Origin of the sequence: Streptomyces sp. NEAU-YJ-81, assembly GCF_017592595.1 — a bacterium.
Classification (GTDB): Bacteria; Actinomycetota; Actinomycetes; order Streptomycetales; family Streptomycetaceae; genus Streptomyces; species Streptomyces hygroscopicus_B.
In genome coordinates, this window is record NZ_JAGFNO010000023.1 from 62,449 (window position 1) to 87,625 (window position 25,177).

Genomic DNA, 25,177 nt, shown 5'->3' on the forward strand with positions numbered 1-25,177 from the left:
GACTGGGTCTCATAGCCACCGCATGGCTGCCTCGACGCTGTCGCCGATGCTGGTGTTGAACGCGATAGCGGCCCCCGGTGCATGCTGCCGGACCAGGTTCACGACCTGCTCGAAGAACGTCAGCAGAGGTTCAGGCTTGCGTATCCCACCCCCGATGACGACGACGTCCCAGTCTCGTTCGGACAGCGCCGCGACCACCATGGACTCGGCTGATTCGTCCGGCGCAATCAGCGTCACGGAAGCATCGACGGCATGTTCGCCAAAACGGGCCAGTTCCTTGTCCAGGACCGCGCGCATGGCGTCCCCGTCCATACCAGGCACTGCGTGCGGGTCGAAACCAAGAATGAGAGCAGAAGGCATGCTCTGCATGACGATCAGCTGCCCGTGCCGGTTCCCGTTGCATGAAGCTGCCATCTGGGTGGTGACATCACCTGAGACTCCAGGCCCTACCCACGTCGGCGACGACCCCGCATGAGGCGGGAACTTCGCTCACAGCCTCGTAAGTGGCCAGGACCACCACCCCGATATGGCAGATCGTCCAACGCATCGAAAGCCTGCAGACCGAGCGCGGCCGGGCCGATACCGAGTAGCGGCCGAGAGGATACTCAGTGCCCTGGCGGGGGCCTCAGTCGCTATGGGCGACCGGCTCGGGATCGGCGTCGAGCGCATCGAGCACCGCGTCGCCGTTCGCCCTCGCCCACTCGGTCAGCATGTGGATCGGATCGATCAGCGTCGCCCCGAGCGGGGTGAGCTCGTACTCGACGCGGGGCGGCACCTCGGCGTAGGCGTGGCGGCGGATGAGTCCGTGCGCCTGGAGCCGTCGGAGCGTCTGGGTGAGCATCTTGCGGGAGATGCCGCCGATCAGGTCGATCAGCTCGCCATGGCGCACCGGGCCCTGGCTGAGGCCGTAGAGCACGACCGCCGTCCACTTGTCGGCGATCAGCTCGACCGTCAGACGCGCCGGACAGTCGGCGAGAAAGGGATCACCGGGACCGAAACCGCTCATGGCGCCAACGGTACCTGCTGGTTCCTATCGGAAACATAGCCTGGGTTCTCTCCCCCCCTCCAAAGCCAGGAGAGTCATGCGAGTCATCACCCAGCAGTCGCTCGGCGGTCCCGAGGTGCTCACCATCGTGGACGCGCCCGAGCCCCAGCCCCTCCCGACCGAGGTTCTCGTCCGCGTCAAGGCGATCGGGCTGAACCCGCTGGAGGCACTCCTGCGCGCCGGCGAGTTCCCCCCGATGCTCGGCCGGCCGCCGTTCGTCCTCGGCTGGGACATCAGCGGCGTGGTCGAGGAGGGGTCGCTGACGTATCGGTTCAGGCCCGGCGACGAGGTGTTCGGGATGCCGCTGTTCCCGCGGGCGGCGAGCGCGTACGCCGAGGTCGTGGCGGCGCCGGCGTTGCACCTGGCACGCAAGCCGGCGTCGCTCTCGCACGTCGAGGCGGCGGCGCTGCCGGTTGTCGGGCTGACGGCGTGGCAGGGCCTCGTCGACCTCGGCGGCGTGACCGAGGGCGACCGTGTCCTGGTCCACGGCGGTGGCGGCGGGGTCGGCCACGTCGCGATCCAGATCGCGAAAGCACTCGGCGCGCACGTGATCGCGACCGCCAGCGGGAGCAAGCGGAAGTTCGTCGAGGGGTTCGGCGCCGACGAGGTGATCGACTACACGGCGGTCGACTTCGCCGAGGCGGTTCGCGACATTGACGTCGTGCTCGACACGATCGGCGGCGACACCGTCGAGCGGTCGCTCGAAGTGCTCCGCCCGGGCGGTCACCTGGTGACGGCGGTCGCCGAGGGGGATTCGGAGCTCGTCGCCAAGTACGAGGCGGCCGGCATGCGCTTCAGCGGCATCGCGGTCGACCCCGATCCGGTCGCCCTGCGAGGTCTCGTCGAACTCGTCGAACAGGGCAGGCTCCGGGTCCACGTGCAGGAGACGTTCCCGTTCGAGCGCGTCGCCGACGCGCACCGGCTGCTCGACGGCGGTCACCTCCAGGGCAAGCTTGTCCTCACCGTCTGATCCCGTCGTGGGGCCTCGCGTGAGCGAGGCCCCAGTCCGCCGTCCCGTTCCAGGAGATCGCGGACTCCGGCGACGGTCCCGAGACCAAGCTTCGTCGCTTCATCGCTCTCCGGATCTCGCAGCCCAATAACCCGCCAACGCTGTCGGTGAGCGACTGCAGAGTCCTCGGGGCCTACTGCCGAGGCCGGCCACCTCGGCTTGACCGGCATGAGACGCGCTCCGCTGGCGATCACCATGTCCGCCGAGACCGTAAAACGGTGGACAGCCCTCCCGTGCTGGGCGAGCATCTCCGCGATGAATAACGAACCTCTACCCATCCCCAAACGCGTCCGCTTCGTCGAGCTCAGCGCAAAGGCGCTGCGGGCGCTTGCCGGCGGTGACCTCGCCGGCGGCAGCGCCGAGGCCGGGGTCGCCCTTGACGAATACTTCGTCTGCGACCGGGCTCGCTGGGTCTTCGGCTATCGCGCTGACCAGCTCGCCGCGGACCCGTCCGCCGCGCCCTGGATCACGCGGATCGCGGTGTCCGAGCCGGACGAAGCTGTCGTCGGCTACGCCGGGTTCCACGGACCGCCGGACGAGGCCGGCATGGTCGAGGTCGGCTACACCGTCGTGCCCGGATACCGCCGCCAGGGCTACGCCCGCGCCATGCTGACGGCACTGCTCGTCAGGGCCGTCGCCGAACCCGGCATCACGACCGTGCGAGCCACTATCAGCCCCGACAACAACGCCTCCCTGGCCACCATTGCGGGCTTCGGTTTCACGCGCGTCGGCGAGCAGTGGGACGAGCGCGACGGGCTCGAGATCGTCTTCGAGGTCCCGGTAGACGCGAGTCAAGCCGAGCAGCTTTACGGCCTCGGCGGACATGGTGATCGTCCCGGTCGAGCCGTGACAGGAGAAGGGCCGCGCGGGTCGGGTGAGTTGTGAAGCTGACCTGACGGCCGGACCTCTTCAACCGCCTCAACCGAGGCAGTCACGTCACTCCTCAGGTGCTACTTCCATGATCGGGAGTTACACCGGTACAGACCCGCCTCGGGCCGCGGCGTTCATCCGGCGGTGTCGGATGCCGGTGTCGGCTGGGGCTGGGGCTGGGGCTGGGGCTGGGGCTGGGGCTGGGGCTGGGTGAGGTTGTCCATGATCAGGCCGAGGGTGAACTCGAACCGGTCGTGTCCGGTGCCGGAGGTCAGCTCAGCGGCATAGCGTCGGGTCTGCGGAAACGTGTCGGCCGGCAGTGCGGTGAACCGGCGGATCAGCTCCTCGCGGCCAAGGACCCATTCCTGGTCCGGGTGTCTGCGCCGCTGCTGGACCAGTGACTGCTCCAAGGCGTAGGCGCTGACGTAGAGGGACAGAGCATCCAGCACCCAGGCGGCGTTCTGCGGTTCGATTCCGCCGGCGAGCAGGATCGCCAAAAGCCCTTCTCTGACCCGCAACGTGGAGAGGTTGGTGGGGACTACGCCCAGCGCGGCCCGGGAGACTCCGGGGTATTTCAGGTACTGGTCGCGGATCTGCGCGTACACGTCGAGGGTCTGCTTGCGCCACGTGGCCGGGTCCGGTTCGGGCAGCACGACCTCGGAGCAGAGCCGGCCGACGAGCAGATCGTCGATGTCCTCTTTGCTGACGATGTGCGCGTACAGCGACGACGGCCCGGTGCCGAGTACCGCGGCGACTCGACGGATGGTCAGTGCGTCGTAGCCCTCGGTGGCCACGACCTGCAGGGCGGCGTCGGTGATCCGGTCGACCGTGATGGGCTTCTTGCGTGGTGACGCCGCTGCGGGCTCCCCAGCGGGCTGGGCGTGACGAGCTGCTCGGCGTTGCCGGGGATCGGAGGGCATACCGATCACTATAGCTTGACACGATCTAAGTTCTCTCAGTAGATCTTAGATCGTGCATGCAGAACTAAGTTCGTATCCGCGTGGTTCGCGTACCCCTGCTCAGGTCCTGAGCAGGGTTCGGAAAGTCTGTTCAGGAGGTGTGTGATGCGAGTTTCCGTGGTCGGAGCCGGTCTGGGAGGTCTGTGCTTGGCACAGGGTCTGCGTGGTGCCGGGATCGAGGCCGACGTGTACGAGCGGGACCCGGCGATCACCGCGCGGTTCCAGGGCTACCGGCTCGTGCTGAGCCCGGTGGGGTTCGAGGCGCTGCGCGGCTGTCTGCCGCCGCGCTGGCACCCGCTGCTGGACGCGATCGTCGGTGACGCCCACGCCGAGCGGCTGATCCTGGACCCGCAGCTGAACCGGATCGGCGAGCTCGGCCCCGGCAAGACCGGGATCGTGATCGACCGGCAAGTGCTGCGGCACCTGCTGGTGACCGGACTCACCGTGCGCACCGGGGCCGCGCTGACCGGCTACGACGTGCTGGACGACGGCAAGGTCGAAGCCCGGTTCGCGCACGGCGACCCGACCACCGCCGACCTGCTCGTCGGGGCGGACGGGGTCGGCTCCGCCGTCCGCGCGGTGCTCTCGCCGCAGACCACCGCGACCGACACCGGCGCCCGGTTCGTGATCGGCCGCACGCCGCTGACCGAGCGCTTTGCCACCCTGGCGCGGGCCTTCGGCTCGAAGATCGCCGGGGACGGGGTGAGCCTGATGCTCGGAGCGATGCGTTTCCGTACCCCGCCGAAGCAGGCGGCCGAGGAACTGGCACCCGAGGTGACCCTCCCCGATATCCGCGACTACGTGCGCTGGGCCATGCTCCTGCCACCGAACGGCTCGCTCGGCGCCCCGACCGCGCAGGAGGCCGTGCTGTCCAGGATGGAGGGCTGGCATCCGGACCTGCGGGCGCTCATCGAGCAGGCCGACCCGGACAACAGCACCCTGCTGTCCATCCGGGTGGTCGAGCCCCGCGAGCGCTGGGCGGCCGGTCCGGTCACGCTGCTCGGAGACGCCATCCACGCCACCTCCCCGACCGGCGGCAACGGCGCGAACACCGCCCTGCGCGATGCCGACCTGCTGCGCCGCTGCCTGATCGAGACCGTCGAGCGCCGCCAAGACCTCCTCGGCGCGGTCGGCGACTACGAGCGGCAGATGTTCGAGTACGGGGGCGAGGCCGTGCGCCACAGCCTCGCCGCGCTACCCGCCTTCGTCCCGAACCCGGAACGACCCGAGCCGGCATAGGTTCAGAACCTCCCAGCCACGCCCTCAAGGCCGAACGGCACGTTTCCGGCGTGTTCCGGCTGGTCTCCCTGTAGGTGGTCGCCAACCGGGTTCTCCTGACCGGCCGCCCTGTCGTCAAACGAATGACGACAGGCGCGGCCTGTGTCCAATGAACCCGGACTTTCCGGGGCCCGACGACGGCGCAGATCCCATCAGATCCGTTGGAAGCTGATGACAGGGTTTGCTGACAGCCAGGGTCGAATGCGACCACCACCACGGGGAGCGGCATGGCCAACCTGGTCTACCAGCGGGTGTCGACCGGCCAGCAGTCGACCGACCACGAGCGGACTGTCAGCCCAACCGTCACGATCACGGCCCATTTCCGGGCGACTTCCCGTGCTGCCCCGAGGCCCCCAGTTGTCACTCAGAGTCGCCGCTGCACGGAAGCTGAGCCAGAACCGATACTCATCGACAAACGCTGCCGCCGAACGTGAACGAAGCCACTCTGGAGGCCGCTGTGGGCGAGCGCGGTGAGGCGATGCGGTCGGAGACGGCGATCGGAGCCCGCTGGGACAGGCCGTACTGGCGGGTGCTCGGGCAGCGGCGCGGTGCAGCCCGAGCACCCTGGGACGTGCGGGTCAGCCGCCCTGACCGATGCCCCCGATCGGGCCGACCTTCACCGGGGAGCCGGCACCGTCCGTGACGGGCAGTGTGCCGCCGCCCGGCCAGTCGAGGGTGACCGACTTCGTCTCGTTCGGCGGGGTCACCACCAGCCCCGTGACGCGGACGCCGGAGCCGCCCGACTCGTTGATCGGGTAGTTGACGCCGAAGTACGTCGACTCCCCGTCCTTGAGGATGTGCGGGTCGGCCGGCTCACCACTGCGCTTCGCGGACAGCGCCCCCTCGCTGGTCTTCAGGTCGACGCCCGCGAACCCGGAGATCGTGCAGTCCCGGCCGCCACCGTTCTTCAGCGTCACCGCGACGGTGCCCTCGCCGTCGCCGCCGATGGTGCGGTCCGCCGCCGTGACCTCCAGCTCGTCAGTGCGGCACTTGCCGACCTTGCCGTTCTCGTTGGAGCCGGTCCCGGCGGCCGTGCCCTGCCCGCCGGAATCCTTCCCGGCGGAGTCCTTCCCGCCGCCCTGATCCGAACCGCCCGAGCCCGAACCGCCACCCGAGGAAGACGCACTGGACGCGGAGGACGACGGGTCACTCTGTCCCGAGCCGTCATCGTCGTTCTGGCAGGCCGTGAGCGAAAGACCCGCAGCCACGACCAGGGCCGCGAAGGTGAGCTTGTGAACGCGCATCGTTTCTTCCTCAGTATCGGTTGGGGGTGCCGGCCGCTCGGTACACGTCGGTACGAGCGAGCGTTTCTGATCAGCAGGAGCCGCCCGGCCCGGCGCACGTTCCGCCCAACCGCCCCTCTGATACATCCCTGTTACACGCACAGCCAGGCGCAACGCGGACCACCACCGGTCACACCCCGCCCGCACAGCCCCTCCCGCACCCCTCCCCCGCCGCCGTCCGGCGCGGGAAACGGGGCCCGAACACAGGGCGCCACAATGCTCCGGGGCACTCCGCCGACTGGCCGGGAGGGCGGTTCCTGCCACCGTTCCTCACCTGTTCGCGGCCGCCGCCCGCTGGGACGGACCTGTAACCCGGCGGATCTTGACCACAACAGTGGGCATACCCATCGAGCGAAGCGCACCGCCCACGAGCCGGGTGCCGAACGCGCCCACAACGGACCGCCCCCGATGGACCCGCTGATCCCGCGCCACCCGGCGCTTCCAGGCACCCGGTACGTACGCCAACCCGGCACGCTTCCGCCCCTGTTCGATCCGCTCCATCGCCTCCCGCGGTCCTGCCGTCATCGCGCGGGCCCGCGCGATGACGGACTCCGCTATGCCCGGGCGAGTTCGCGCACTGTTGCCATGTCGCTGAAGGGAAGCAGTTTTTCACCGACGATCTGGTGCGGCTCGCTGCCTTTGCCGGCGATCAGGACGATGTCGTCCGGGCCCGCGGCGGACAGGGCGAAGGCGATCGCGCGACGGCGGTCGGTGAACCGTTCGAACGGTGTGCCGGTTGCCGTGAGACCTGGGGTGATCTGGTCCAGGATCGCCTCGGGGTCTTCGTTGCGGGGGTTGTCGGAGGTGAGGATGCACAGGTCGGAGTGGGTCCCGGCGATCTCGCCCATTTCGGCCCGCTTGGTGGTGTCACGGTCCCCGCCACAGCCGAAGACGGTGATGACACCGCCGGGGGCGAAGCCCCGGATGGTGGTCAGGACCTTGTCCAGGGAGTCCGGTGAGTGGGCGTAGTCCACGATCACCGATGTGCCGCGCGGGGTCTGAAAGCGTTCGAACCGGCCCGGGACCGGGGGCATCCGGTCGAGCGCGGCGACCAGGCCGCCCAGGTCGTGCCCCAGGGCGTGGCAGGCCGCCACGGTGGCCAGCGCGTTGGCCACCGAGTACCGGCCCGGTACGGGAATCGCCGCCGGATACTTGCGGCCGTCGTGGTGCAGGACGAACCGCGTGCCGGAAGCATCCACGGTGAGCTCGGTGGCCCGGTAGTCCGCCGCCTCGGTGTCGAGGCCGTAGGTGGTGACCGCGCCGGGCATCATCGCCTGGATCCCGGCGCCCACCGGATCGTCGGCGTTGACCACCGCGCGCCGGCACAGGCCCTGGAACAGGCGAAGCTTGGCATCCCGGTAGTTCTCCATCGTTCCATGATCGTCCAGATGATCCTGCGTCAGGTTGGTGAAGACCCCGACGTCGATGAACGCGCAGTCCACCCGGTGCGTCAGCAGGGCCATCGACGTGGCCTCCAGCACCACGCTGCCGGCCCCGCGGTCGCGCATACAGCCCAGCAGGTACTGCAAATCCGGCGACTCAGGCGTGGTCAGTACCGACCTCGGCATCAAGATCGGCTCGTCACCGATCCGGCTGCCGGCCGTCCCGATGACCCCCACCGTCGCGCCCTCGGAGAGCCGCAACACTGACTCGACCATGTACGACACCGACGTCTTCCCGTTGGTGCCGGTGATCGCCACCATGTCCATCTGCCGCCCCGGCTCGCCAAAATAGCGGGAGGCGACGACAGCGGCTGCCGTCCGGGTATCCGGCACCCGCACGGCGCACACACCCGCCGCCGAGATCGGAAGATCGGATGCCCCGCCGTCGACAAGGACCGCCGCCGCGCCGCGCGCGAGGGCCGGTCCGACAGAGCCGGGACCGCCTTCGCGGTGCCCGGGCACCGCGATGAACAGCGAACCCGGCGTCACCCGGCCGGCATCGAAGGTCGTGCCCGCGGTGATCCACGTTGTCTCCGGGTCGCCCTGGAGAATGTGGTGGTCGTGCCCGGCCAGCAGCTCGCTCAGCTTCACAATGATCCCTTCGAAGGTGGCTCGGCCCGGTCGCGCGGCCGTCGCCAGGCGGCAGCACCGACGGAGCGCCGGGAGCTGCGGTGATGACGTGGAGCAGTGGGCGGGGACATGCCCGATGAGAGCCGGACGCGCCAGCTCAGCCCGGCAGGCGACGTCCTGCGGTGTTCTTGGAAGTGCGGCGAGCCAGGGCGGGGGCCGTGAGAATCGCTAGCCGTGGCCGTGCAACGCGCTGCGGCCGGTCTGTGGCGCCCGGGCATCAGCCGCGGTCGCCAAGCCGACGGCTGCCGGACCCGAAGCGGCCGGGCACAGCGCACCGGTGGCCTGCTGCAGGCACTCCCTCACGGCACGTGTGCGACCCATGAGCCGAGTGTACGTTCACTCGAGCGGCTCGAAACCCGCCTCCGGGGCGCCGCCGGGCCGGTGGCCCGCTCGCCACCGTCTACGACGCGGCGGAAAACCCAGCCGACTGACCGGCCGAGCGGTTCGGCCCGCTGGCGGACCAGCGCGATCTGTAGCCCCCTTGACGCGTGCGCCACGAGAGCGCCCCGCACACATCAAGCAGGTCCACGCTTTTGCTCGCAACCACCGACGAAAAGGACATCTGTGTCAGAAGCTATGATTTCCCCGGTCCGCATCGTGCTGGTCCGGCTGATGGCCGTGGTCACGGCCGGTGGTCTGTTGGCCGCCCTGGGCGCCGCCCGCACCTCTACAAACGTGGAGCCTCCGCCAGCAAGACAACGGAGGCTCATGAACGATCGAGTCTAGTGAGATACGGGCCAGCCGAGGACATTGCGCTCAAGTACATTGATCCATCGTGAGCATGACTGAGCGACAGGGGTCGTCGGACGATGTGCATTCCGACACATGGCTGTGGACTCTGGAGGCCGATGGGCCGACGGCACTCCGAGGCCAGGTAAGGATACTACTAGATTTCGCGTCGAAGAATCCAGGGCTGTCTCCTGCCGAAGTAGGCGCGGCACTGAGTCGGCGGCTCTCGTCGCCGCGACGTCCGGCAACGTTGTCACCGCGCCGGGCGGCGGTGACGGGAAGTCAACTGTCGGAACTGCGTGCCGGTTTGACCGCACTGGCTTCCGGGCGCGGCGCCGTCGGCCTCGTACACGGTCGTCCGACAAGTGGGCGCACCGCGTTCGTCTTCCCTGGCCAGGGTCCGCAATGGCCGGGCATGGCAGCGGAGTTGACCACACGGTCACGCATGTTCCGCACCACGATGGACGATTGCGCCGCAGCTCTGGAGCCGTATCTTGACTGGCCCCTCCTCGACGCGCTGAGCCCGGACTCCGGGCTGCCTCTTGACCGCGCCGATGTCGCCCAGCCGGCCCTGTTCGCCGTGATGATCTCGCTGGCCGCCACATGGCGATCGTGCGGGGTCGAACCCGATGCCGTCATGGGGTACAGCATCGGCGAGATCGCTGCCGCCGCGGTGTCCGGCGCGCTCACGTTGGACGACGCCGCGCGTGTGGTCACGAGTTGGGGACACGCGGAGGCCACCCTGACCGGCCGGGGCGGCATGCTCTCGGTCATGGCGCCGGTGGCCGACGTCCGCTCCCGGCTCACCTCCTACGACGGCGAGATCACGGTCGCCGCCGTCAATTCGCCGAGGTCGGTGGTGGTCGCCGGGGAGCCTCACGCCATACAGGAGCTACAGGCCCGTCTCATCGCCGAAGGAACCGTGGTGAAGAGGGTCGCGATGGATCTGGCCGCGCATTCCCCGCATATCGACCGGGTGCGGCAGGCGATACAGCGGGATCTGATATCCATCCGACCCGAGCGGGGAAGAATACCGCTCTATTCGAGCTTTTCCGGTGGCCGCGTCGAAGACACCTCACTGCTTGACGGGAACCACTGGTTCGAGGTGCTGCGCGGTGTGATGGACTTCCGCGCAGCCGTTGAGGCCGCTGTTTCCGACGGACACTCGTTGTTCGTCGAAACCAGTCCGCATCCGGTGCTGACGTCGGCTCTGCAAGAGAACTTCCAGGACGGCGGCGTCGACGCGATCGCGGTCGGCTCGTTACGCCGTGACGAGGGAGGCCCGGCCAGGTTCCTGGCTTCCCTGGGCAGCGCCTTCGTCGCGGGCGCGACGATCGACATCGGCGAGCTGACCCGGGACCCGGTCGAACCGATATCGCTACCCGACCTCGACAGTCCTCCGCCGAGCGGCTCCGGGCAGGACACGGTGCGTACGGAGCTGAACGGACTCGGCCCGAGCGCCCGTCGGCGCGTGCTCGCGGACCTGATCTGCCACGAAGTGGTGAACAGGGCGCCCTCGACCGAACTGATGGATCCGCGACGGCAGTTCCGCGACGCGGGCATCGATTCGGCGACCGGCCTCGACATGGTCAACAGCATCGCGAAGAGCCTGGAGGTGCCGCTCGCGGCGACCGCGTTATTCGATCACCCGACTCCTCAGCTCCTGGCCCAGCACATAGACCTGGAGCTCTGGGGGCAGGACGGCCCGCAGGGCGGTCGGCCCGGCCGCCGGTCCGGCACGGACGACCCCGATGACCCTGTCGTCATCGTCGGCATGGCCTGCCGCCTCCCGGGCGGGGTGAGCGGCCCACAGGACCTGTGGCGGTTGTTGGTCGAGGACGTCGATGCGACGACCGACTTTCCCGCTGATCGTGGATGGGAGCGCCAGGATCGGCACGGTGCGGTTCGGCACGGCCCGAGGCGAGGCGGGTTTCTCACCGGCGCGGACCGGTTCGACGCGCGCTTCTTCCATATCTCGCCGCGCGAGGCACTCGCGATGGATCCGCAGCAGCGGCTGTCGCTGGAGACCGCCTGGGAAGCGATCGAACGTGCCGGAATCGACGCGCACGGGCTGCGCGGGACCCGAACGGGCGTCTTCATCGGAGCGATGCCGGCCGACTACGGACCGCCGCTGGACGCCGGCTCCGACATGGCCGGTCACCTGCTGACCGGAACCACGACCAGCATGCTCTCGGGCCGCGTCGCCTACACGCTCGGCCTCGAAGGGCCGGCCCTCACCGTCGACACCGCGTGCTCCTCGTCGCTGGTGGCGCTGCACCTGGCCGCTCAGGCGCTGCGGTCCGGGGAATGTGATCTGGCCCTGGCCGGCGGTGTCACGGTCCTGTCCACTCTCGGCATGTTCGCCGAGTTCGGGAAGCAGGGCGCTCTCGCCCCGGACGGCCGGTCGAAGGCGTTCTCCGCACAGGCCGACGGATTCGGCCTGGCCGAAGGCATCGGGATGGTTCTGGTCGAGCGGCTGTCCCACGCCCGGCAGCACGGCCACGACGTACTGGCCGTGCTCCGCGGGAGCGCCGTCAACTCGGACGGCGCGGCCAACGGACTGACCGCTCCCAACGGAACGTCACAGCGCAACCTGATCCGCCAAGCACTCGCCAGTGCCCGGCTACGGCCCGGTGACGTGGACGTGGTGGAGGCACACGGCACCGGCACACGACTGGGCGACCCCATCGAAGCCAACGCGTTGCTCGCCGCGTACGGCGACCGGCGAGACCGCGACCGGCCACTGCTTGTCGGATCCATGAAGTCGAACATCGGCCACACCCAGGCGGCCGCGGGACTCTCCGGCGTCATCAAGATGGTGCTGGCCATGCGACATGGCCTCGTGCCGCGGACCCTGCACGTGGATCAACCGTCCCCGCACGTCGACTGGCAGGCGGGCGGCCTTGAACTGGTGACCCGCCGGCAGGCCTGGCCGAGCACAGGGCGGCCGCGTCGTGCGGGCGTGTCCGCTTTCGGTATCAGTGGCACCAACGCACACGTGATCCTCGAGCAGGCGCCAAAGGACGCGTGCCTCCGGCCGCAGGCTCGTGCCACGACGTACGGACCGGTCGCGATCCCGGTCGCGGCAGCGTCGGAGTCGGCGCTGCGTACCCAGGCGGCGTGTCTGCTCGACTATCTCGACAGCTGTCCCGACAGTGCCGATCAGGCTCAGGAGGACATCCACGTCGTTCTCGGGCACTCCCTGGCCACCGGCCGGGCGGCGCTGGACCGGCGGGCCGTGATCGTGGCCGACGACGCCAGGGATCTCCGCGACGCCCTGACGGCACTGGGCAACGGCGATCCGCATGCCCGCCTTGTCACGGGCGACGCCACCATCGCGGGGCACACGGCCTTCGTCCTTCCCGGCCAGGGGAGCCAGCGGCCGGGCATGGGCCGGGAGCTGTACGAGGCCAACACCGTCTTCGCGGAGGCCCTCGACGAGGTCTGCGCCGAACTCGATCGGCACCTCCCTCAGTCCCTGCGCACGGTGATGTGGGCGGAGCCGGGCAGTCGCGAGGCGGCGCTGCTGGACTCCACTCTCTACGCCCAGCCCGCGCTGTTCGCCGTCGAGACCGCTCTGGTCAGGCTGTTCGAACGGTGGGGCGTGGTTCCGGACTACCTGATCGGGCACTCGCTCGGGGAGATCTCCGCCGCGCACGTGGCCGGCGTGCTCACCCTTGCCGACGCCGCCTCGGTGGTGACCACGCGGAGCGCGCTGATGCACGAACTGCCGCCCGGCGGCGCCATGTTCGCCGTACAGGCCGAGGAGCACGACGTACTCGCGCACCTGGCCGAATACGAGGGCGCGGTGACGGTGGCCGCCGTGAACGGTCCCTCCTCGGTGGTCGTCTCCGGCGACGAGCGGGCCACGGCCGACCTGGCGCGGCAGTTCGCCGAGCGAGGAGTCATGACCCGCCGGTTGCCGGTCGGCCATGCGTTCCACTCCGGTCATATGGATCCGATGCTGGACAGGTTCCACACGGCGGTGGGCAGGGTCGTCCTCGGGGCTCCGAGGATTCGCATGGTGTCCAATCTGGACGGCCAGGTCGTCTCGGCAGACCGGATCCGCACACCGGACTACTGGACCGAGCACGTGCGGCGCCCAGTCCGGTTCCATGACGGGATTCGCGGTCTGATGGAGTCGGGTGTCACGACCTTCATCGAACTCGGCCCCGGAGCGGCGCTCACCGCGAGTGTGCGGGACATCCTCGGCGGAAGCGGCGACTCCGCGCGTCGCGGCAGGGCCGCCGCAGTCGCGACCCTGCGTCGGGGCCACCCGGAGACCCGCTCGGTGCTCACGGCCGTCGCGGTCGCCCAGACCCGGGGGGCCGAGGTCGACTGGCAAGCGGTGTACGCCCCGGCCGGGCCGACGGTCCTCGACCTGCCGACGTACCCGTTCGAAGGCGACCGGTACTGGCTCATGCGAGACCGCGCGCAGGAACGACCGCCGGAGCGCGAGGAGACCACGGCGGACGGATGGCGCTACCGGATCGAGTGGGAACCTGCTTCACCGGTCGACGCCCCTGGTAAGCGCGGAGCATGGCTGGTAGTGCTGCCGGCCGGCGATGAACATCGTGAACTGATCGGTCTCTGCCGGCAGATGCTGGGTGAGGACTTCGCCGACGCCCGGATACTGAGGCTGGACGAGACACCGGCCGACCGCGCGACCCTGGCGGACATGCTGGACCAGCAGGCCGCCGACCTGGGGAAGCCCGTCACGGGTGTGCTCTCCTTGCTGGCCCTCGACCCGGCCGAGCGCGGCAGTCGTGCCGGTCTGGGCCCGGGACTGACCACGCTGGTTCTCGCCCAGGCGCTCGCCGACGCCGCTCTGCCCGCGCCCTTGCGGTTGGTCACTCGATGCGCTGTCAAGACAGGCCACGGCGACGAGCGGATCGATCCGCTCCAGGCACGGATCTGGGGATTCGGCCGGTCCGTCGCCGCGGAGCACGCCGACCTCGTGGCAGGCCTGATCGATCTGCCGGCGGCCTCCACGTCGGTGGATCCGTCCTGGCTACGGCAGGTTCTGAACGGCTACGGGAGCGAGGATCAGCTTGCGATCCGGCCCGAAGGCGTTCGCGCGCCCCGGCTGGTGCCCGCCCCTGTCCGCGCTTCAGTCCCGGAACGCGGACAGCCGACCGGTACCGCGCTCGTCCTGGGCGGCACCGGGGCGCTGGGCAGCCACGTCGCGCGAGATCTGGCGAAGACCGGAGTCGACCGGCTGGTGCTGCTCAGCAGGCGTGGACCGCGGGCACCCGGCGCGGCACGGCAGATCGCCGAACTCGAAGAACTGGGTGTGTCCGTGCATGCCGTCGCCTGCGACATGGCGTCCGAAGAGGAACTGGCCACCGTGGTCCGCCAGGAACAGCGGGCGTACGGGCCCATCCGGACCGTGGTCCACGCCGCCGGTAGTGATCGTCGCGCAAGCCTCACTGACTGCACGGCGGCCGGGTTCGCCGAGATCCATGACAAGGCGGTCGCGGCTGCCCACCTGGACCGCATATTCCAGGACGAGCCCGTGGAGTTCGTGCTGTTCTCGTCGATGACGGCGGTGCTCGGCGGCCCCGGGCAACATGCCCAAGCCTCGGCCGACGCGTTCGTCGACGCCGTGGCCGAACAACGGCGCGAACGCGGGCTTCCGGCCATCTCACTGGAGTGGGGTGTCTGGGAGGGGCCCGGCATGGGCGGCGCGGCTGAGGAGCTGGACCGGCTGCGCCGCGACGGCGTTCGGCCCATGGCCGCGGACGGTGCCCTGTCCGCCCTGCGGCGCTCTATGGCCGGGGACGACGGCGTGCTCCTCATCGCGAATGTCGACTGGTCACGGTTGGTGCCGGCCTATTCGGCGGCACGGCATCGGCCGATGCTCTCCGGGCTGCACGGCTCGGCGACATTCTCCGGGCCGCATGGCTCGGCGACCGAGGTGGGCGAGCGGTCGTCCGGGACCCGCGAGCCACAGTCGGGCAGTCTCGCGATGGTCCGCACCCACGTCGCGGCGGTGCTGGGTTTCCGCGAGCCCGGCGACATCGATCCCGACCGGTCGTTCAGGGATCTGGGGCTCGACTCGATGGGATCGGTGGACCTCTGTCTGCAACTGAGCGAGGCCGCAGGCATTGAGCTGCCGATCACCATCGTCTTCGACCACTCCACTCCCGCTGCGCTGGCCGAGCACTTGGTGAGCCTCCAGGCATCGCCGCCGCATGAGCCTGATCTGCTCGAAGCGGCGCTGGCGGCGGCGTCCGAGATGGTGTTGGACGACGAGCGGCGCGACCGGATAGCGGCGTGGCTGCGGGAACTCTCGGACCGGCTGCGGATCGACGTGGAGGGCGATTCCCCGCTCGACCTGCGCGGCGATTCCCCGCTCGACGCGAACGGTGAATCCCCCTCCGACGCGAACGCGGACTCCCTGCTCGACGCCAAGTCCCTCACCGACGCCGAGCTCTTCAAAGCCGTAGACGAACTGACCTCCTGACCCGAGCACCACATTTCCAGCGGAGCACCACGATGACGGACGACGCCATGCTGCGTGAATACCTTGTCAAGGCGACCAATCAACTGCGGGTCACCCGCGAACAGTTACAGAAGGTGGAGGCAGCGGGCCGAGGAGACGGGGCACACCGTCGACGCGGACGACCCGCTGTTCGACGACGCCGCGCTGCTCGGCCAGCTCGACCTGGTGCACAAGGGCATCGGCCTCACCGAGGGCGCCACTCACACCGAATTCAAGCTGACCGGCCGCGGCCCGAGGCTCGTCGAGATCAACGCCCGCATCGGCGGGGACTTCATTCCGCGGCTGGGCATGCTGGCCGGCGGCAGCGACCCGATCCTCGCGGCGGCGCGGATCGCCGTCGGGCAGACCCCACCGCCGCGCGTGGTCCTTCGACGCACCGCCGCCATCCGATTCCTCTATCCGGCCGCCGACTGCGAGGTGGTCGACACCGTCGTACACGACGACCGGTTCGGCCCCACGATCCGCGAAGCCCTCGGCGCCGTCGCTACGGGGACGAATCTCTGGCTGCCCCCGCACGCCTACCAGACGCGATCCCGATACGGGCACGTCATCGCGGTCGGCGCCGACGCCGGTCAGGTAGCAGCAGACCTGGACGGCGCGGAAGACCTGGTCACACTGCGGAGCAAGCCGCAGAGCACCTAGGCGGCCGGCTCCGCTACTCAGCGATCGGATCGCAATTCCTCATCAGCAGCCGAGTCGTCGCGGGGTGTCGGGCGGCGCATCCCGCCTCTCCCTGCCAGTGGTGGAGGCCGTGCCGGGCGGCGAGCGTGTCGGCGTGGTCGGCGCCCTGCACCTTCCGCCGGTCCTCGATCAGATCGGCGAAGCCCTGGGTGGCGGCGCGCGAAGTGGTCGACGGCGTCTGCCACATGGCCGGCCTCGCCGAGGACGGCTCGCGCAGCAATCGTCGCAACTGGGCTGTATTTCATGAGATGCAGACCGAGCACGACCTCGCGGAAGCGCTCGGCAGCGGTTCGATCTTTCCGGATGGCATCTGTCGCGTCGACGTGCCGCGGGCATGAGACCGCACTTCCGCGATACCTGCGTCGTCTCGGCGCACACAGAGTCGTCTCGGCGCACGCAGAAAGGAACATCGGCAACAAGAAGTACTTCGGCATCGTCTACGGCATCCCGGGTTCCCGTTGCGAAGACGTCGGTGTTGTCCTGGCTGCTGCGTCGCAGCAGTGACCAGATGCCCTCGACGTGCTCTGCACGGCTGCGGTGCCGGCGCGCCCCAGCACCTGTCACGCTCATCTTCGGCTGAACACCCCGCCTCGGGGGAAGGTCGCCGATTTCGGTCGGGTAAAAGCCGGGTTTCCTGCGGTCGAACCCCTTCACCCCTGCCGTGCATCCACTGTATACACAGTATATGAACCGAGAAGACAGAGGTCGTCGCGGTGACGCCATGGCGCCGGACGCGCTCACAACCGAGCTGCGCCGGCTGATCGTCGAGGGCGTCTACCCGCCGGGTCACCGACTGGTCCAGGACGAACTCGCCGACCGTTTCGGAGTCAGCCGCATCCCGCTGCGGGAGGCCATGCGCACCCTCGCGAGCGAGGGCCTGCTGCGCTCGACCCCGGGCCGCGGCACGTTCGTGACGGTGCTGGACCTGGACGAGATCGACGAGATCTACAACCTGCGGCGGCTGATCGAGCCGAGCTTCGCCGAGCACGTCACCGAGCGGGTCTCCCGGCGCGACATCAGCCGATTCGAGGAGATGGCCACCGCGATAGAGCAGGCTGCCGGGACCGGCGCCGACGTCTGGTCGCGCACGAACCTCGCCTTCCACCTGGACATGTACCGGCTGTCCCGGCTGCCCATGCGCTACGAGATCATCTCGCAGATGTACCACCGGCTGGAGCCGTACTCCCGCTTCTACGTCCACGGCACCTCGGCGTACGGCCGGGTCCACCACGAGCACGCCGCGATGGTCCAGGCGCTGGCGGACGGGGACGCGGAGGAGCTGGCCCGGCAGATCACGGCCCATATCGACGGCGGCCAGGAGGGGCTGCACGCGGCCTGGGAAAACAGCAGCGGCGCCCTGCAGGCGTACTGGGCGGAGTCGGCCCAGTGACCGCGCTCGCGCTCAACACCGATGTGGGCGAGGGGTTCGGGGTCTGGGGACCGGCCGACGAGGGCGAGTTGCTCGACCAGGTCACCGCGGCCAACGTGGCCTGCGGGTTCCACGCCGGCGACCCCGACATCCTGCGCCGCACCTGTGAGGCGAGCGCCGCCCGGGGCGTGGCGATCGGCGCTCAAGTCTCCTACCGCGACCTGGCCGGTTTCGGCCGCCGCTTCATCGACGTACCGCCGGCCACACTGGTCAACGAACTGCTGTACCAGATGGGCGCGTTGGAGGTGTTCGCACGTCTCGCGGGCGGTCGCGTCGGCTATGTGAAGGCCCACGGCGCGCTCTACAACGCGGCGGCCCGGCACACCGGGCACGCGGCCGCGATCGTCGAGGCGGTCGCCCTGTACGACCGCGGGTTGCCGCTGCTGTGCCAGCCGGGCACCGCCGTGTGGGAGCGGGCGGTGGAGGCCGGGGTGCGCCCGCTGGCCGAGGGGTTCATCGACCGCGGCTACACCGACGATGGGCTGCTGGTGCCCCGCTCCGCGCCGGGCGCCCTGATCACCAACCCGGCCGAGGCGGCCGAACGCGCCCTGCGGATGGCGGAGTCGGGGACGGTGGTCTCGGTTACCGGCGCTGTCGTACGGATCGCCCCCGACGGCGGGGAGCTGGCCGCGCTGTGCGTGCACAGTGACACGCCCGGCGCGGCCGGGCTGGCCGCCGCCGTACGGGAGGCGCTGGCCTCGGGCGGGATCGCGGTGGGCCCGCCCGGTGCCACCGCCGGCCGTCAGGTGGCGGAGGCACGGTCATGACGCCCGCCGAAACGATCCTTCGGCGCGCCGGTGACCGGGGCTGGCTGATCGAGTGCGCGGGCCTGCACCCCGCCGAGGTCGCCACCTCGATCCGCGCCCAGCCCTGGGCGTCGGGGCTGCGGGAGGTCGTGCCCGCCGCCACGACCGTGCTGGTGGTGGCGGAGACCGCCACCGGGATGGGGAAGCTCGCCGCCGGGCTGCGCACCGTGCTCGACGAGTCCGGCGCTCACCGCGCCGGACCGCCGCCGGGCCGACGGATCGTGATCCCGGTCCGCTACGACGGACCGGACCTGCCCGAGGTCGCCGAACGCCTCGGACTGGCTCCGGAGGAGGTCGCGCGGCGGCACGGCGCGAGGGAGTACCGGGTCGGCTTCTTCGGCTTCGCGCCCGGCTTCGCCTATCTGGACGGCGTACCGGAGAGCCTCCGGCTGCCCCGGCTGCCCAGCCCGCGGCCGAGGGTGGCCGCCGGGGTGGTGGCCATCGCCGGGAACCAGACGGTCGTCTACCCGGGCGGAACCCCCGGCGGCTGGCACCAGATCGGCGTCACCACCACCCGGCTGTGGGACGTGACCGCCGATCCGCCGAACCGGCTCGCGATCGGCGACCGGGTCGTCTTCGAGGCGGTGACGCCATGACGGTCACCTCCGCCGCCCCGGGGCGCCGGGCCCTCCCCCGGCACCGTCCGCCCGGCCCCGGAGCCGGCCCGGAGCCCGCCGTGCTGACGGTCGTCGAGGCGGGGGCGGCGACCAGCGTGCAGGACCTGGGCCGCCCGGGGATGGCCCATCTGGGCGTCCCCGCCTCCGGCCCGGCCGACCGGCGCAGCTTCCGGCTCGCCAATCGGTTGGCCGGCAACCCGGAGAACACCCCGGCCCTGGAGGTGACCCTCGGCGGCCTCGCGATCGCCCTCTCCACCACCCGCCATGTGGCGGTCACCGGGGCCCCGGCGCCGCTGACGGTCGACGGGGTGCCGGTCGACGGCGCGCCGCGGCTGCGGCTGCGCGCCGGATCAGTGCTCACGATCGGCCGCCCCTGGGCGGGCTGCCGCAGCTACCTCGCCGTCTCCGGCGGGATCGAGGCGGACCGGGTGCTGGGGTCGGCCTCGCGCGACTCCCTCACCGGGCTCGGCCCCGCCCCGGTGCGCACCGGGGCGGAGTACGGACTGGGTCCGGTACGTCCGGTCCCGGCCATCCCGCTGGAACTGGCGTTCAGCGTCGTCCCGAGCGGCGGCCCGGTCACCGTCCGGTTCCGCTGGGGTCCGCGGCACGAGCTGTTCGACGCCGCGGACCGGCACCGGCTCACCACCACGCCCTGGCAGGTCTCCGCCCAGTGCGACCGAGTGGGCGCGCGGCTGACCGGACCGCCGCTGGCCATCGGCTCGGTCGACCTGCCCAGCGAGGGTACGGTGCGCGGCGCCATCCAGGTGCCTCCGTCGGGCGAGCCGATCGTCTTCCTCGCCGACCATCCGGTCACCGGCGGCTACCCCGTCATCGGGGTGGTCACCGACGCCGACATCGATCTCGTCGGCCAGACCCTCCCCGGGGACGGGCTGCGGCTCGCCCCCGTGCACTGAAACACCCTGAAACCCCTTGAGGAGATACCGAACATGACCGCTCAGTCCCCCTCCCTCGTCCCCTTCCACCTGGCCATCCCGGTGGACGACATCGCGGCCGCCCGCGAGTTCTACGGCAAGGTGCTCGGCTTCGCCGAGGGCCGCTCGGACACCAAGTGGATCGACTGGAACTTCGGTGGCCACCAGGTCGTCACCCACCAGGTCGGCGACGGCCCGTCGGGGACGCCGCGCGACGGCATCGCCGGGACCAACCCGGTCGACGGCCACCAGGTGCCGGTGCCGCACTTCGGCCTGGTGCTCCCGGTACCGGAGTTCAAGAAGCTGGCCGAGCGGCTCACCGAGGCGGGCACTCAGTTCGTGATCGAGCCGTACGTCCGCTTCCAGGGCGAGCCCGGTGAGCAGTGGACGATGTTCTTCCTCGACCCGGCGGGCAACGCTATGGAGTTCAAGGCGTTCGCCGACCTCGGACAGCTCTTCGCCGTCTGATTCTTCGCCGTCCTCGCCGTCCGACCGGCGAGCGGCGCCCGGCCCGGAAGGACGACGGTCATCAGCAGGAGGACTGGTCCCGCGGATGACCGTCGTGCGGGCCCCCGGCGCCGCACCAGCGGCACTGACAGCACATCCCAGCCATAGGACATGTCAGACCCGGAGGAACCCATGACGAGCGTATCAACGGCCCCCGGAAACACCGGGGACGCGGCCGCCACGGCCGCCGTGACCGCCGCGGCGCGGGGCGGTCCGCGCCGGGCGGCGCTGGCGGCGGCCGCCGGCACCGCCATCGAGTACTACGAGTTCGGCGTCTACAGCTATCTGGCCGTGGTCATCGGCCCGCACTTCTTTCCCGGGGACGACCCCACCGCCGCCCTGCTGGCCACACTCGCGGTGTTCGGGAGCGCGTTCCTGATGCGGCCGCTGGGCGGCATTCTGCTCGGCCGGTTCGGAGACCGCGTAGGCCGCAAACCCGTACTGATCCTCACCGTGACCGGGATGGGCGGCGCCACCGCCGCCGTCGGGCTGCTGCCCACGGCCGAGACCGTCGGCATGGCCGCGCCCGCCGCGCTGCTGGTGGTGCGGCTCGTGCAGGGGTTCTTCGCGGGCGGTGAGGTGACCGGTTCGGCCACCTACCTCGCCGAGTCGGCCCCGGCAGGGCGGCGCGGCTTCTTCGGCGCCTTCACCCCGGTCGGGGTGGCACTCGGCGGCGGAGCCGCGGCACTGGTCGCGGGCGTCACCACGACCGCGCTGAGCGAACGCCAGCTCGACGCCTGGGGGTGGCGCATACCGTTCCTGCTCTCGCTCCCGCTGATCGCCGTCGCCCTCATCGCCCGCAACCGGCTCGCGGACTCCGAGAGCTTCCTCGCGGCGAAGTCGGAGCAAGCCACCGCCAAGGCGCCGCTGACCGAGGTGTTCACGCGGCACCGCGGACCGGTGCTGAAGGTGACCCTGCTGGCCATCGGCTCCAACTGCGGCTACTGGGTCGGCCTGATCTTCATGAACATCTACCTGACCACCGACCTCGGCTACCCCAAGGACTCCACTTTCTGGATCATGGGCGGAATCAGCCTGTTCGTGGCCGCCCTGATGCCGGTGTGCGGGGCGCTGTCGGACCGGTGGGGCCGCAAGCGGCTCATCACCATCGGCTTCGCCGGATACGCGATCCTGGTCCTCCCCGCCATGCTGGTCATGGGGCTGGGCAGCTTCCCGCTCGCCGTCGCGGCCATGGTGGTGCTGGCCCTGCCGATGCCGGTCGTACAGTCCGTCACGTACCCGACGTACGCCGAGATGTTCCCGACCCGGGTGCGGTACACCGGGCTCTCGTTCAGCTTCAACATCGGCACCATCGTCGGCGGTGGGCTCAGCCCCTATCTGGCCACCTGGCTGATCTCGGCCACCGGCAGTCTGCTCGCCCCGGGCTTCCTGCTGATGGCGGCCGTGGTCGTCGCCCTGCTGACGCTGCGCACCGTTACCGAATCCAGCCGAGGGGAACTGGCATGACGGCCGCCGTGCGGCCCGGCCCCGCCCCTTCCGGAGATGGCCTTCCCGGGGACGTCCCCGCCACCCCGGCGGCGTTGCGGCGCCTGGTGGCGGACGGCCGGTGGACCGGGCCCACGGCCGGTCTGCTGGACGGCTACCAGCAGGCCAACCTCGTGATCGTCCCGCGCGACCTCGCCTTCGACTTCCTGCTGTACTGCACCCGCAACCCCGCGCCCTGTCCCGTCCTCGCCGTCACCGAACCCGGCGACCCGGTGGTGCGGCTGGGCACCACGGTCGCCGACCTGCGGACGGACCTGCCGCGCTACCGGGTCTGGCACAACGGCGAACTGACCGCCGAACCGCACGACATCACCACCCACTGGCGCGCGGACGCGGTCGGCTTCCTCCTCGGCTGCAGCCACACCTTCGAGGGACCGCTGCGCGCGGCGGGCGTCCCGGTCCGGTACGCGCCGGAGTCGGCGGCGCCGCCCGTCTACATCACCGACATGGCCACCCGCCCCGCCGGGCGGCTGTCCGGACCGTTGGTAGTCAGCATGCGCGCGATACCGGCCCGGCTGGTGGCGCGCGCCGTCGAGATCACCGCCCGTTATCCGGCCGGACACGGGGCGCCGGTGCACATCGGCGATCCGGCGACGCTCGGCATCGCCGACCTGGCCCGGCCGGACTTCGGCCCCTCCCCCGTCGTCGAGGAGGGCGACGTCCCGGTGTTCTGGGCCTGCGGGGTGACACCGCAACTGGCGCTCCCCGCGGCACGGGCGCCGTACACCATCGCCCACTACCCGGGCCATATGTTCGTATTCGACCACACCGTCGACGCGGGCCCGGAGCCGGAGGTGCCCGACGGGGCGCCACGGCGGGCGCCACGGCGGGCGCCGCGGTAGCGCCGGAAGGAAGTCGCCACGTCGCGCGCAGTCAGCACCGACTACCAGACCCTCGGCAGCGAGCCCGGGCGCTCCCCGCTTCCCCGCCCTCTTCGACAACCAGCCGATCGTCCTCGACAGGGTCCAGGCCGCCGAGGCCGCCCACATCCTCGGCGCCCGCCGCGTGGCCCCGTCCACTACGACAGCCGGGCCCACTTCACCGAAGGCCACGACGACCTGACGGCCGCCTTCACCGCCGCCGGGCTCACCGACCGCCTCGACCGGGGGCACAACTGACCCGGGGTGCCTGGAGCAACAGTGAAAGCGGCGGAATCTCTCCCGCGCCGGTCACAACCCACCGGGGCCCGGCAGGCGGCCGGGCCCCGCCCTGGAACCGCGTGAGAGTCGGTGCGACCGGGGCCGGTGGCCATGGTTTCCGGCGCGAGCCGGCTGCCGACGTACTCCATGGCCGAGGAATTCAACCCTGCCGGGCCCCGCACCTGCGCGGGAAACGGCTCAGACGACCACGACCCGGCGTCCGCGCGTGTGACCGGCCTGGCTGTCGATGTGCGCCGCAGCCGCCTCGGCGAGCGGGTAGGACTTCTCGACCGGAATGTGGAGCTTCCCTCGCGAGATGAGACCGGCCGCCTCGGCCAGCGCCTCCGGCACACTCCCGGCCACACCGGAGAACCGGACGCCGAACTCCGGCGCACCGAGATCCGCGATGGAGATCACCTTCCCCGGATCCCCGGTCAGCTCGACGAGTTCACGGATCACACCCGAACCGGCCAGATCGAGCGCCGCGTCGACACGGCCGAGCCGGCGCACCCGCTCCACCCAGCCCTCGCCGTACGTCGTGGCAGCGGCACCCAGACTCCGCAGATAGTCCTGGTTCGCCGCCCCGGCCGTGCCGATCACCGTGATGCCGCGCTCACGCGCGATCTGCAGCACCGCCGATCCGACTCCCCCGGACGCACCGCTGACCAGCAGCGTCTGCCCGGACTCCACACCGACCTCGCGAATGATGCGCAGCGCGGTCTCCACCACGGACGGGTACCCGGCCGCCTCCTCGAACGACAGACCCCCGGGCATCCGGGCCCACGCCGACAGCACGGCGAACTCGGCATAGGTGCTCGACCCTTCGCCGAACACGCGGTCACCGACCCCGACCCCTTCGACCCCCTCACCGACCTCGTCCACCACCCCGGCGGCATCCAGCCCGACCCCGGCGGGCAACTCGACCGGATGGGCCCCCAGGATCTGGCCCTCACGGATCCTCCAGTCGACGGGATTCACACCCGCCGCCCGCACAGCGATACGCACCTGGCCGGGACCCGCGTGGGGCTCCTCGGCGTCCACGAGTTGCAGAACATCCGGACCGCCGAACTCGGCGAAGCTCATTCTCTTCATGCCGCCGACCGTAGCACTAACGGTTAGCGTTTAAGAACTGTTTCGGGTTCGTATCTGATAGCGTCAAGGCATGACCGTGCCGACCGGACGCCGCGAGCGCAAGAAGGCCGCGACCCGCCAGAAGATCGCCGACACCGCCCTGCGGCTCTTCCTGGAACACGGATACGACACGGTCGGCATCCGCGACGTGGCCGCCGAAGCCGACGTCGCCGTCACCACGCTCTTCTCCCACTTCGCCTCGAAAGAGGCCCTGGTATTCGAGCAGGACGAAAACTTCGAACAACGCCTCACACAGGCCGTCACCGGCCGGGCCCCGCACGAGCCCCTCATCCCCGCACTGCACCGCGAGATCCAGGCCCTGGTACGACACTGCACCGCGGACAGCGCCGCCCCCATCTGGCACATGATCGACACATCACCCGCCCTGCGGGAATACGAGGAATCGATGAGACTGCGCCACGCCGAGTCACTGGCAACAGCCATCGCCACCGACCCCGACCTGACACAGACCACAACCGCCTGCCGCGCCATCGCACGGTTCGCCGTCGACGCCTTCTCACTGGCCCGCGAGGCCGCCGACCCGCAGGCCGCCGTAGACGAAATCTTCCACATGATCGAAGCCGCCTGGGAGGCCACCAACCCGTCCCCAGGTGCGCCGGGAACTGTTTCCTCCAACTAGGACAAAGACCCGCCGTGAGGAGCTCCAGCCCGCCCGCCG

At 70.4% G+C, this 25,177-nt stretch carries 21 protein-coding genes and 1 pseudogene; 15 read left to right on the plus strand and 7 right to left on the minus strand.

What is annotated here, in order from left to right; genetic code table 11:
- Positions 1-9: 9 nt before the first annotated feature.
- Together J5X86_RS35350 and J5X86_RS35355 are read right to left on the minus strand one after the other, a co-directional pair.
- Positions 10-360 carry a hypothetical protein gene (locus tag J5X86_RS35350; RefSeq protein WP_208520864.1) on the minus strand — a complete coding sequence of 117 codons (351 nt, stop codon included), beginning with the start codon at positions 358-360 and terminating at the stop codon, positions 10-12.
- A gap of 265 nt (positions 361-625) precedes the next feature.
- Positions 626-1,006 (minus strand): helix-turn-helix domain-containing protein, encoded by a 381-nt coding sequence (locus J5X86_RS35355; RefSeq protein ID WP_208520757.1) that lies wholly within the window; start codon positions 1,004-1,006, stop codon positions 626-628.
- A gap of 76 nt (positions 1,007-1,082) precedes the next feature.
- Here J5X86_RS35355 and J5X86_RS35360 point away from each other — a divergent pair, with 76 nt between their 5' ends.
- Both J5X86_RS35360 and J5X86_RS35365 read left to right on the plus strand, forming a co-directional pair.
- On the plus strand, positions 1,083-2,015 hold the full coding sequence (locus J5X86_RS35360; RefSeq protein WP_208520758.1) for an NADP-dependent oxidoreductase: 933 nt from the start codon (positions 1,083-1,085) through the stop codon (positions 2,013-2,015).
- 234 nt (positions 2,016-2,249) lie between these two features.
- The gene (locus J5X86_RS35365) at positions 2,250-2,939 is read left to right on the plus strand and encodes a GNAT family N-acetyltransferase (RefSeq protein WP_308124816.1); all 690 of its coding nucleotides are present in this window, start codon (positions 2,250-2,252) and stop codon (positions 2,937-2,939) included.
- 119 nt (positions 2,940-3,058) lie between these two features.
- Here the strand turns inward: J5X86_RS35365 and J5X86_RS35370 are convergent, their stop codons facing one another.
- Positions 3,059-3,844 (minus strand): TetR/AcrR family transcriptional regulator, encoded by a 786-nt coding sequence (locus J5X86_RS35370; protein WP_208520759.1) that lies wholly within the window; start codon positions 3,842-3,844, stop codon positions 3,059-3,061.
- Positions 3,845-3,988: 144 nt separating this feature from the next.
- Here J5X86_RS35370 and J5X86_RS35375 point away from each other — a divergent pair, with 144 nt between their 5' ends.
- On the plus strand, positions 3,989-5,122 hold the full coding sequence (locus tag J5X86_RS35375; protein WP_208520760.1) for an NAD(P)/FAD-dependent oxidoreductase: 1,134 nt from the start codon (positions 3,989-3,991) through the stop codon (positions 5,120-5,122).
- 617 nt (positions 5,123-5,739) lie between these two features.
- Here the strand turns inward: J5X86_RS35375 and J5X86_RS35380 are convergent.
- Together J5X86_RS35380 and J5X86_RS35385 are read right to left on the minus strand one after the other, a co-directional pair.
- Positions 5,740-6,405: a DUF4232 domain-containing protein gene (locus tag J5X86_RS35380; protein ID WP_078646437.1), complete on the minus strand. Its 666-nt coding sequence runs from the start codon at positions 6,403-6,405 to the stop codon at positions 5,740-5,742.
- A 593-nt stretch (positions 6,406-6,998) separates the two neighbouring features.
- Positions 6,999-8,477, minus strand: coding sequence for a UDP-N-acetylmuramoyl-L-alanyl-D-glutamate--2,6-diaminopimelate ligase (locus J5X86_RS35385; RefSeq protein WP_208520761.1), 1,479 nt, complete (start codon positions 8,475-8,477; stop codon positions 6,999-7,001).
- 820 nt (positions 8,478-9,297) lie between these two features.
- Here J5X86_RS35385 and J5X86_RS35390 point away from each other — a divergent pair.
- Both J5X86_RS35390 and J5X86_RS35395 read left to right on the plus strand, forming a co-directional pair.
- Entirely contained in the window at positions 9,298-15,711 is a 6,414-nt protein-coding gene (locus J5X86_RS35390) for a type I polyketide synthase (protein WP_243982334.1), read from the plus strand.
- 63 nt (positions 15,712-15,774) lie between these two features.
- Complete coding sequence (locus J5X86_RS35395) at positions 15,775-16,392, plus strand: hypothetical protein (protein ID WP_208520763.1); 618 nt, start codon at positions 15,775-15,777, stop codon at positions 16,390-16,392.
- Between the two features lie 13 nt (positions 16,393-16,405).
- On the opposite strand, the gene J5X86_RS35400 is transcribed toward J5X86_RS35395, so the two are convergent.
- Complete coding sequence (locus J5X86_RS35400; protein ID WP_208520764.1) at positions 16,406-16,618, minus strand: hypothetical protein; 213 nt, start codon at positions 16,616-16,618, stop codon at positions 16,406-16,408.
- On the opposite strand from J5X86_RS35400, the gene J5X86_RS35405 reads away from it, so the two are divergent.
- From J5X86_RS35405 to J5X86_RS51195, 9 genes and pseudogenes are all read left to right on the plus strand, one after another.
- Positions 16,617-16,769 (plus strand): hypothetical protein, encoded by a 153-nt coding sequence (locus J5X86_RS35405; protein WP_208520765.1) that lies wholly within the window; start codon positions 16,617-16,619, stop codon positions 16,767-16,769. The two genes, J5X86_RS35400 and J5X86_RS35405, sit on opposite strands and share 2 nt — an antisense overlap.
- Before the next feature lie 347 nt (positions 16,770-17,116).
- Entirely contained in the window at positions 17,117-17,821 is a 705-nt protein-coding gene (locus J5X86_RS35410; protein ID WP_208520766.1) for a GntR family transcriptional regulator, read from the plus strand.
- The gene (locus J5X86_RS35415; protein WP_208520767.1) at positions 17,818-18,627 is read left to right on the plus strand and encodes a LamB/YcsF family protein; all 810 of its coding nucleotides are present in this window, start codon (positions 17,818-17,820) and stop codon (positions 18,625-18,627) included. Before J5X86_RS35410 ends, J5X86_RS35415 begins: the two co-directional genes overlap by 4 nt.
- On the plus strand, positions 18,624-19,262 hold the full coding sequence (locus tag J5X86_RS35420; RefSeq protein WP_208520768.1) for an allophanate hydrolase subunit 1: 639 nt from the start codon (positions 18,624-18,626) through the stop codon (positions 19,260-19,262). Before J5X86_RS35415 ends, J5X86_RS35420 begins: the two co-directional genes overlap by 4 nt.
- Positions 19,259-20,197, plus strand: coding sequence for a biotin-dependent carboxyltransferase family protein (locus tag J5X86_RS35425; RefSeq protein WP_208520769.1), 939 nt, complete (start codon positions 19,259-19,261; stop codon positions 20,195-20,197). Before J5X86_RS35420 ends, J5X86_RS35425 begins: the two co-directional genes overlap by 4 nt.
- A 33-nt stretch (positions 20,198-20,230) precedes the next feature.
- Positions 20,231-20,683, plus strand: coding sequence for a VOC family protein (locus J5X86_RS35430; RefSeq protein ID WP_078646429.1), 453 nt, complete (start codon positions 20,231-20,233; stop codon positions 20,681-20,683).
- 171 nt (positions 20,684-20,854) lie between these two features.
- Positions 20,855-22,189, plus strand: a complete 1,335-nt coding sequence (locus J5X86_RS35435; RefSeq protein ID WP_208520770.1) for an MFS transporter — start codon at positions 20,855-20,857, stop codon at positions 22,187-22,189.
- Positions 22,186-23,070, plus strand: a complete 885-nt coding sequence (locus tag J5X86_RS35440) for a putative hydro-lyase (RefSeq protein ID WP_208520771.1) — start codon at positions 22,186-22,188, stop codon at positions 23,068-23,070. The genes J5X86_RS35435 and J5X86_RS35440 overlap by 4 nt, the downstream gene beginning before the upstream one ends.
- A gap of 67 nt (positions 23,071-23,137) precedes the next feature.
- Positions 23,138-23,346 (plus strand): annotated as a pseudogene (locus J5X86_RS51195) (MBL fold metallo-hydrolase); the annotation flags it as partial.
- A 219-nt stretch (positions 23,347-23,565) separates the two neighbouring features.
- Here the strand turns inward: J5X86_RS51195 and J5X86_RS35445 are convergent.
- The gene (locus tag J5X86_RS35445) at positions 23,566-24,459 is read right to left on the minus strand and encodes an NADP-dependent oxidoreductase (RefSeq protein ID WP_208520772.1); all 894 of its coding nucleotides are present in this window, start codon (positions 24,457-24,459) and stop codon (positions 23,566-23,568) included.
- Between the two features lie 70 nt (positions 24,460-24,529).
- Here J5X86_RS35445 and J5X86_RS35450 point away from each other — a divergent pair, with 70 nt between their 5' ends.
- A complete protein-coding gene (locus J5X86_RS35450; protein ID WP_208520773.1) occupies positions 24,530-25,138 on the plus strand; it encodes a TetR/AcrR family transcriptional regulator in 609 nt (202 codons plus the stop codon).
- The last annotated feature ends 39 nt before the right edge of the window (positions 25,139-25,177 follow it).

What these genes read in the sequence shown, in the direction of transcription:
- J5X86_RS35445 (WP_208520772.1), bottom strand. Translation starts at nt 24,459, where the DNA reads ATGAAGAGAATGAGCTTCGCCGAGTTCGGCGGTCCGGATGTTCTGCAA.
- J5X86_RS35365 (WP_308124816.1), top strand. Translation starts at nt 2,250, where the DNA reads ATGTCCGCCGAGACCGTAAAACGGTGGACAGCCCTCCCGTGCTGGGCG.
- J5X86_RS35400 (WP_208520764.1), bottom strand. Translation starts at nt 16,618, where the DNA reads ATGTGGCAGACGCCGTCGACCACTTCGCGCGCCGCCACCCAGGGCTTC.
- J5X86_RS35425 (WP_208520769.1), top strand. Translation starts at nt 19,259, where the DNA reads ATGACGGTCACCTCCGCCGCCCCGGGGCGCCGGGCCCTCCCCCGGCAC.
- J5X86_RS35375 (WP_208520760.1), top strand. Translation starts at nt 3,989, where the DNA reads ATGCGAGTTTCCGTGGTCGGAGCCGGTCTGGGAGGTCTGTGCTTGGCA.
- J5X86_RS35405 (WP_208520765.1), top strand. Translation starts at nt 16,617, where the DNA reads ATGGCCGGCCTCGCCGAGGACGGCTCGCGCAGCAATCGTCGCAACTGG.
- J5X86_RS35410 (WP_208520766.1), top strand. Translation starts at nt 17,117, where the DNA reads ATGAACCGAGAAGACAGAGGTCGTCGCGGTGACGCCATGGCGCCGGAC.
- J5X86_RS35360 (WP_208520758.1), top strand. Translation starts at nt 1,083, where the DNA reads ATGCGAGTCATCACCCAGCAGTCGCTCGGCGGTCCCGAGGTGCTCACC.
- J5X86_RS35450 (WP_208520773.1), top strand. Translation starts at nt 24,530, where the DNA reads ATGACCGTGCCGACCGGACGCCGCGAGCGCAAGAAGGCCGCGACCCGC.
- J5X86_RS35350 (WP_208520864.1), bottom strand. Translation starts at nt 360, where the DNA reads ATGCCTTCTGCTCTCATTCTTGGTTTCGACCCGCACGCAGTGCCTGGT.
- J5X86_RS35440 (WP_208520771.1), top strand. Translation starts at nt 22,186, where the DNA reads ATGACGGCCGCCGTGCGGCCCGGCCCCGCCCCTTCCGGAGATGGCCTT.
- J5X86_RS35430 (WP_078646429.1), top strand. Translation starts at nt 20,231, where the DNA reads ATGACCGCTCAGTCCCCCTCCCTCGTCCCCTTCCACCTGGCCATCCCG.
- J5X86_RS35380 (WP_078646437.1), bottom strand. Translation starts at nt 6,405, where the DNA reads ATGCGCGTTCACAAGCTCACCTTCGCGGCCCTGGTCGTGGCTGCGGGT.
- J5X86_RS35435 (WP_208520770.1), top strand. Translation starts at nt 20,855, where the DNA reads ATGACGAGCGTATCAACGGCCCCCGGAAACACCGGGGACGCGGCCGCC.
- J5X86_RS35390 (WP_243982334.1), top strand. Translation starts at nt 9,298, where the DNA reads ATGACTGAGCGACAGGGGTCGTCGGACGATGTGCATTCCGACACATGG.
- J5X86_RS35420 (WP_208520768.1), top strand. Translation starts at nt 18,624, where the DNA reads ATGACGCCCGCCGAAACGATCCTTCGGCGCGCCGGTGACCGGGGCTGG.
- J5X86_RS35370 (WP_208520759.1), bottom strand. Translation starts at nt 3,844, where the DNA reads ATGCCCTCCGATCCCCGGCAACGCCGAGCAGCTCGTCACGCCCAGCCC.
- J5X86_RS35355 (WP_208520757.1), bottom strand. Translation starts at nt 1,006, where the DNA reads ATGAGCGGTTTCGGTCCCGGTGATCCCTTTCTCGCCGACTGTCCGGCG.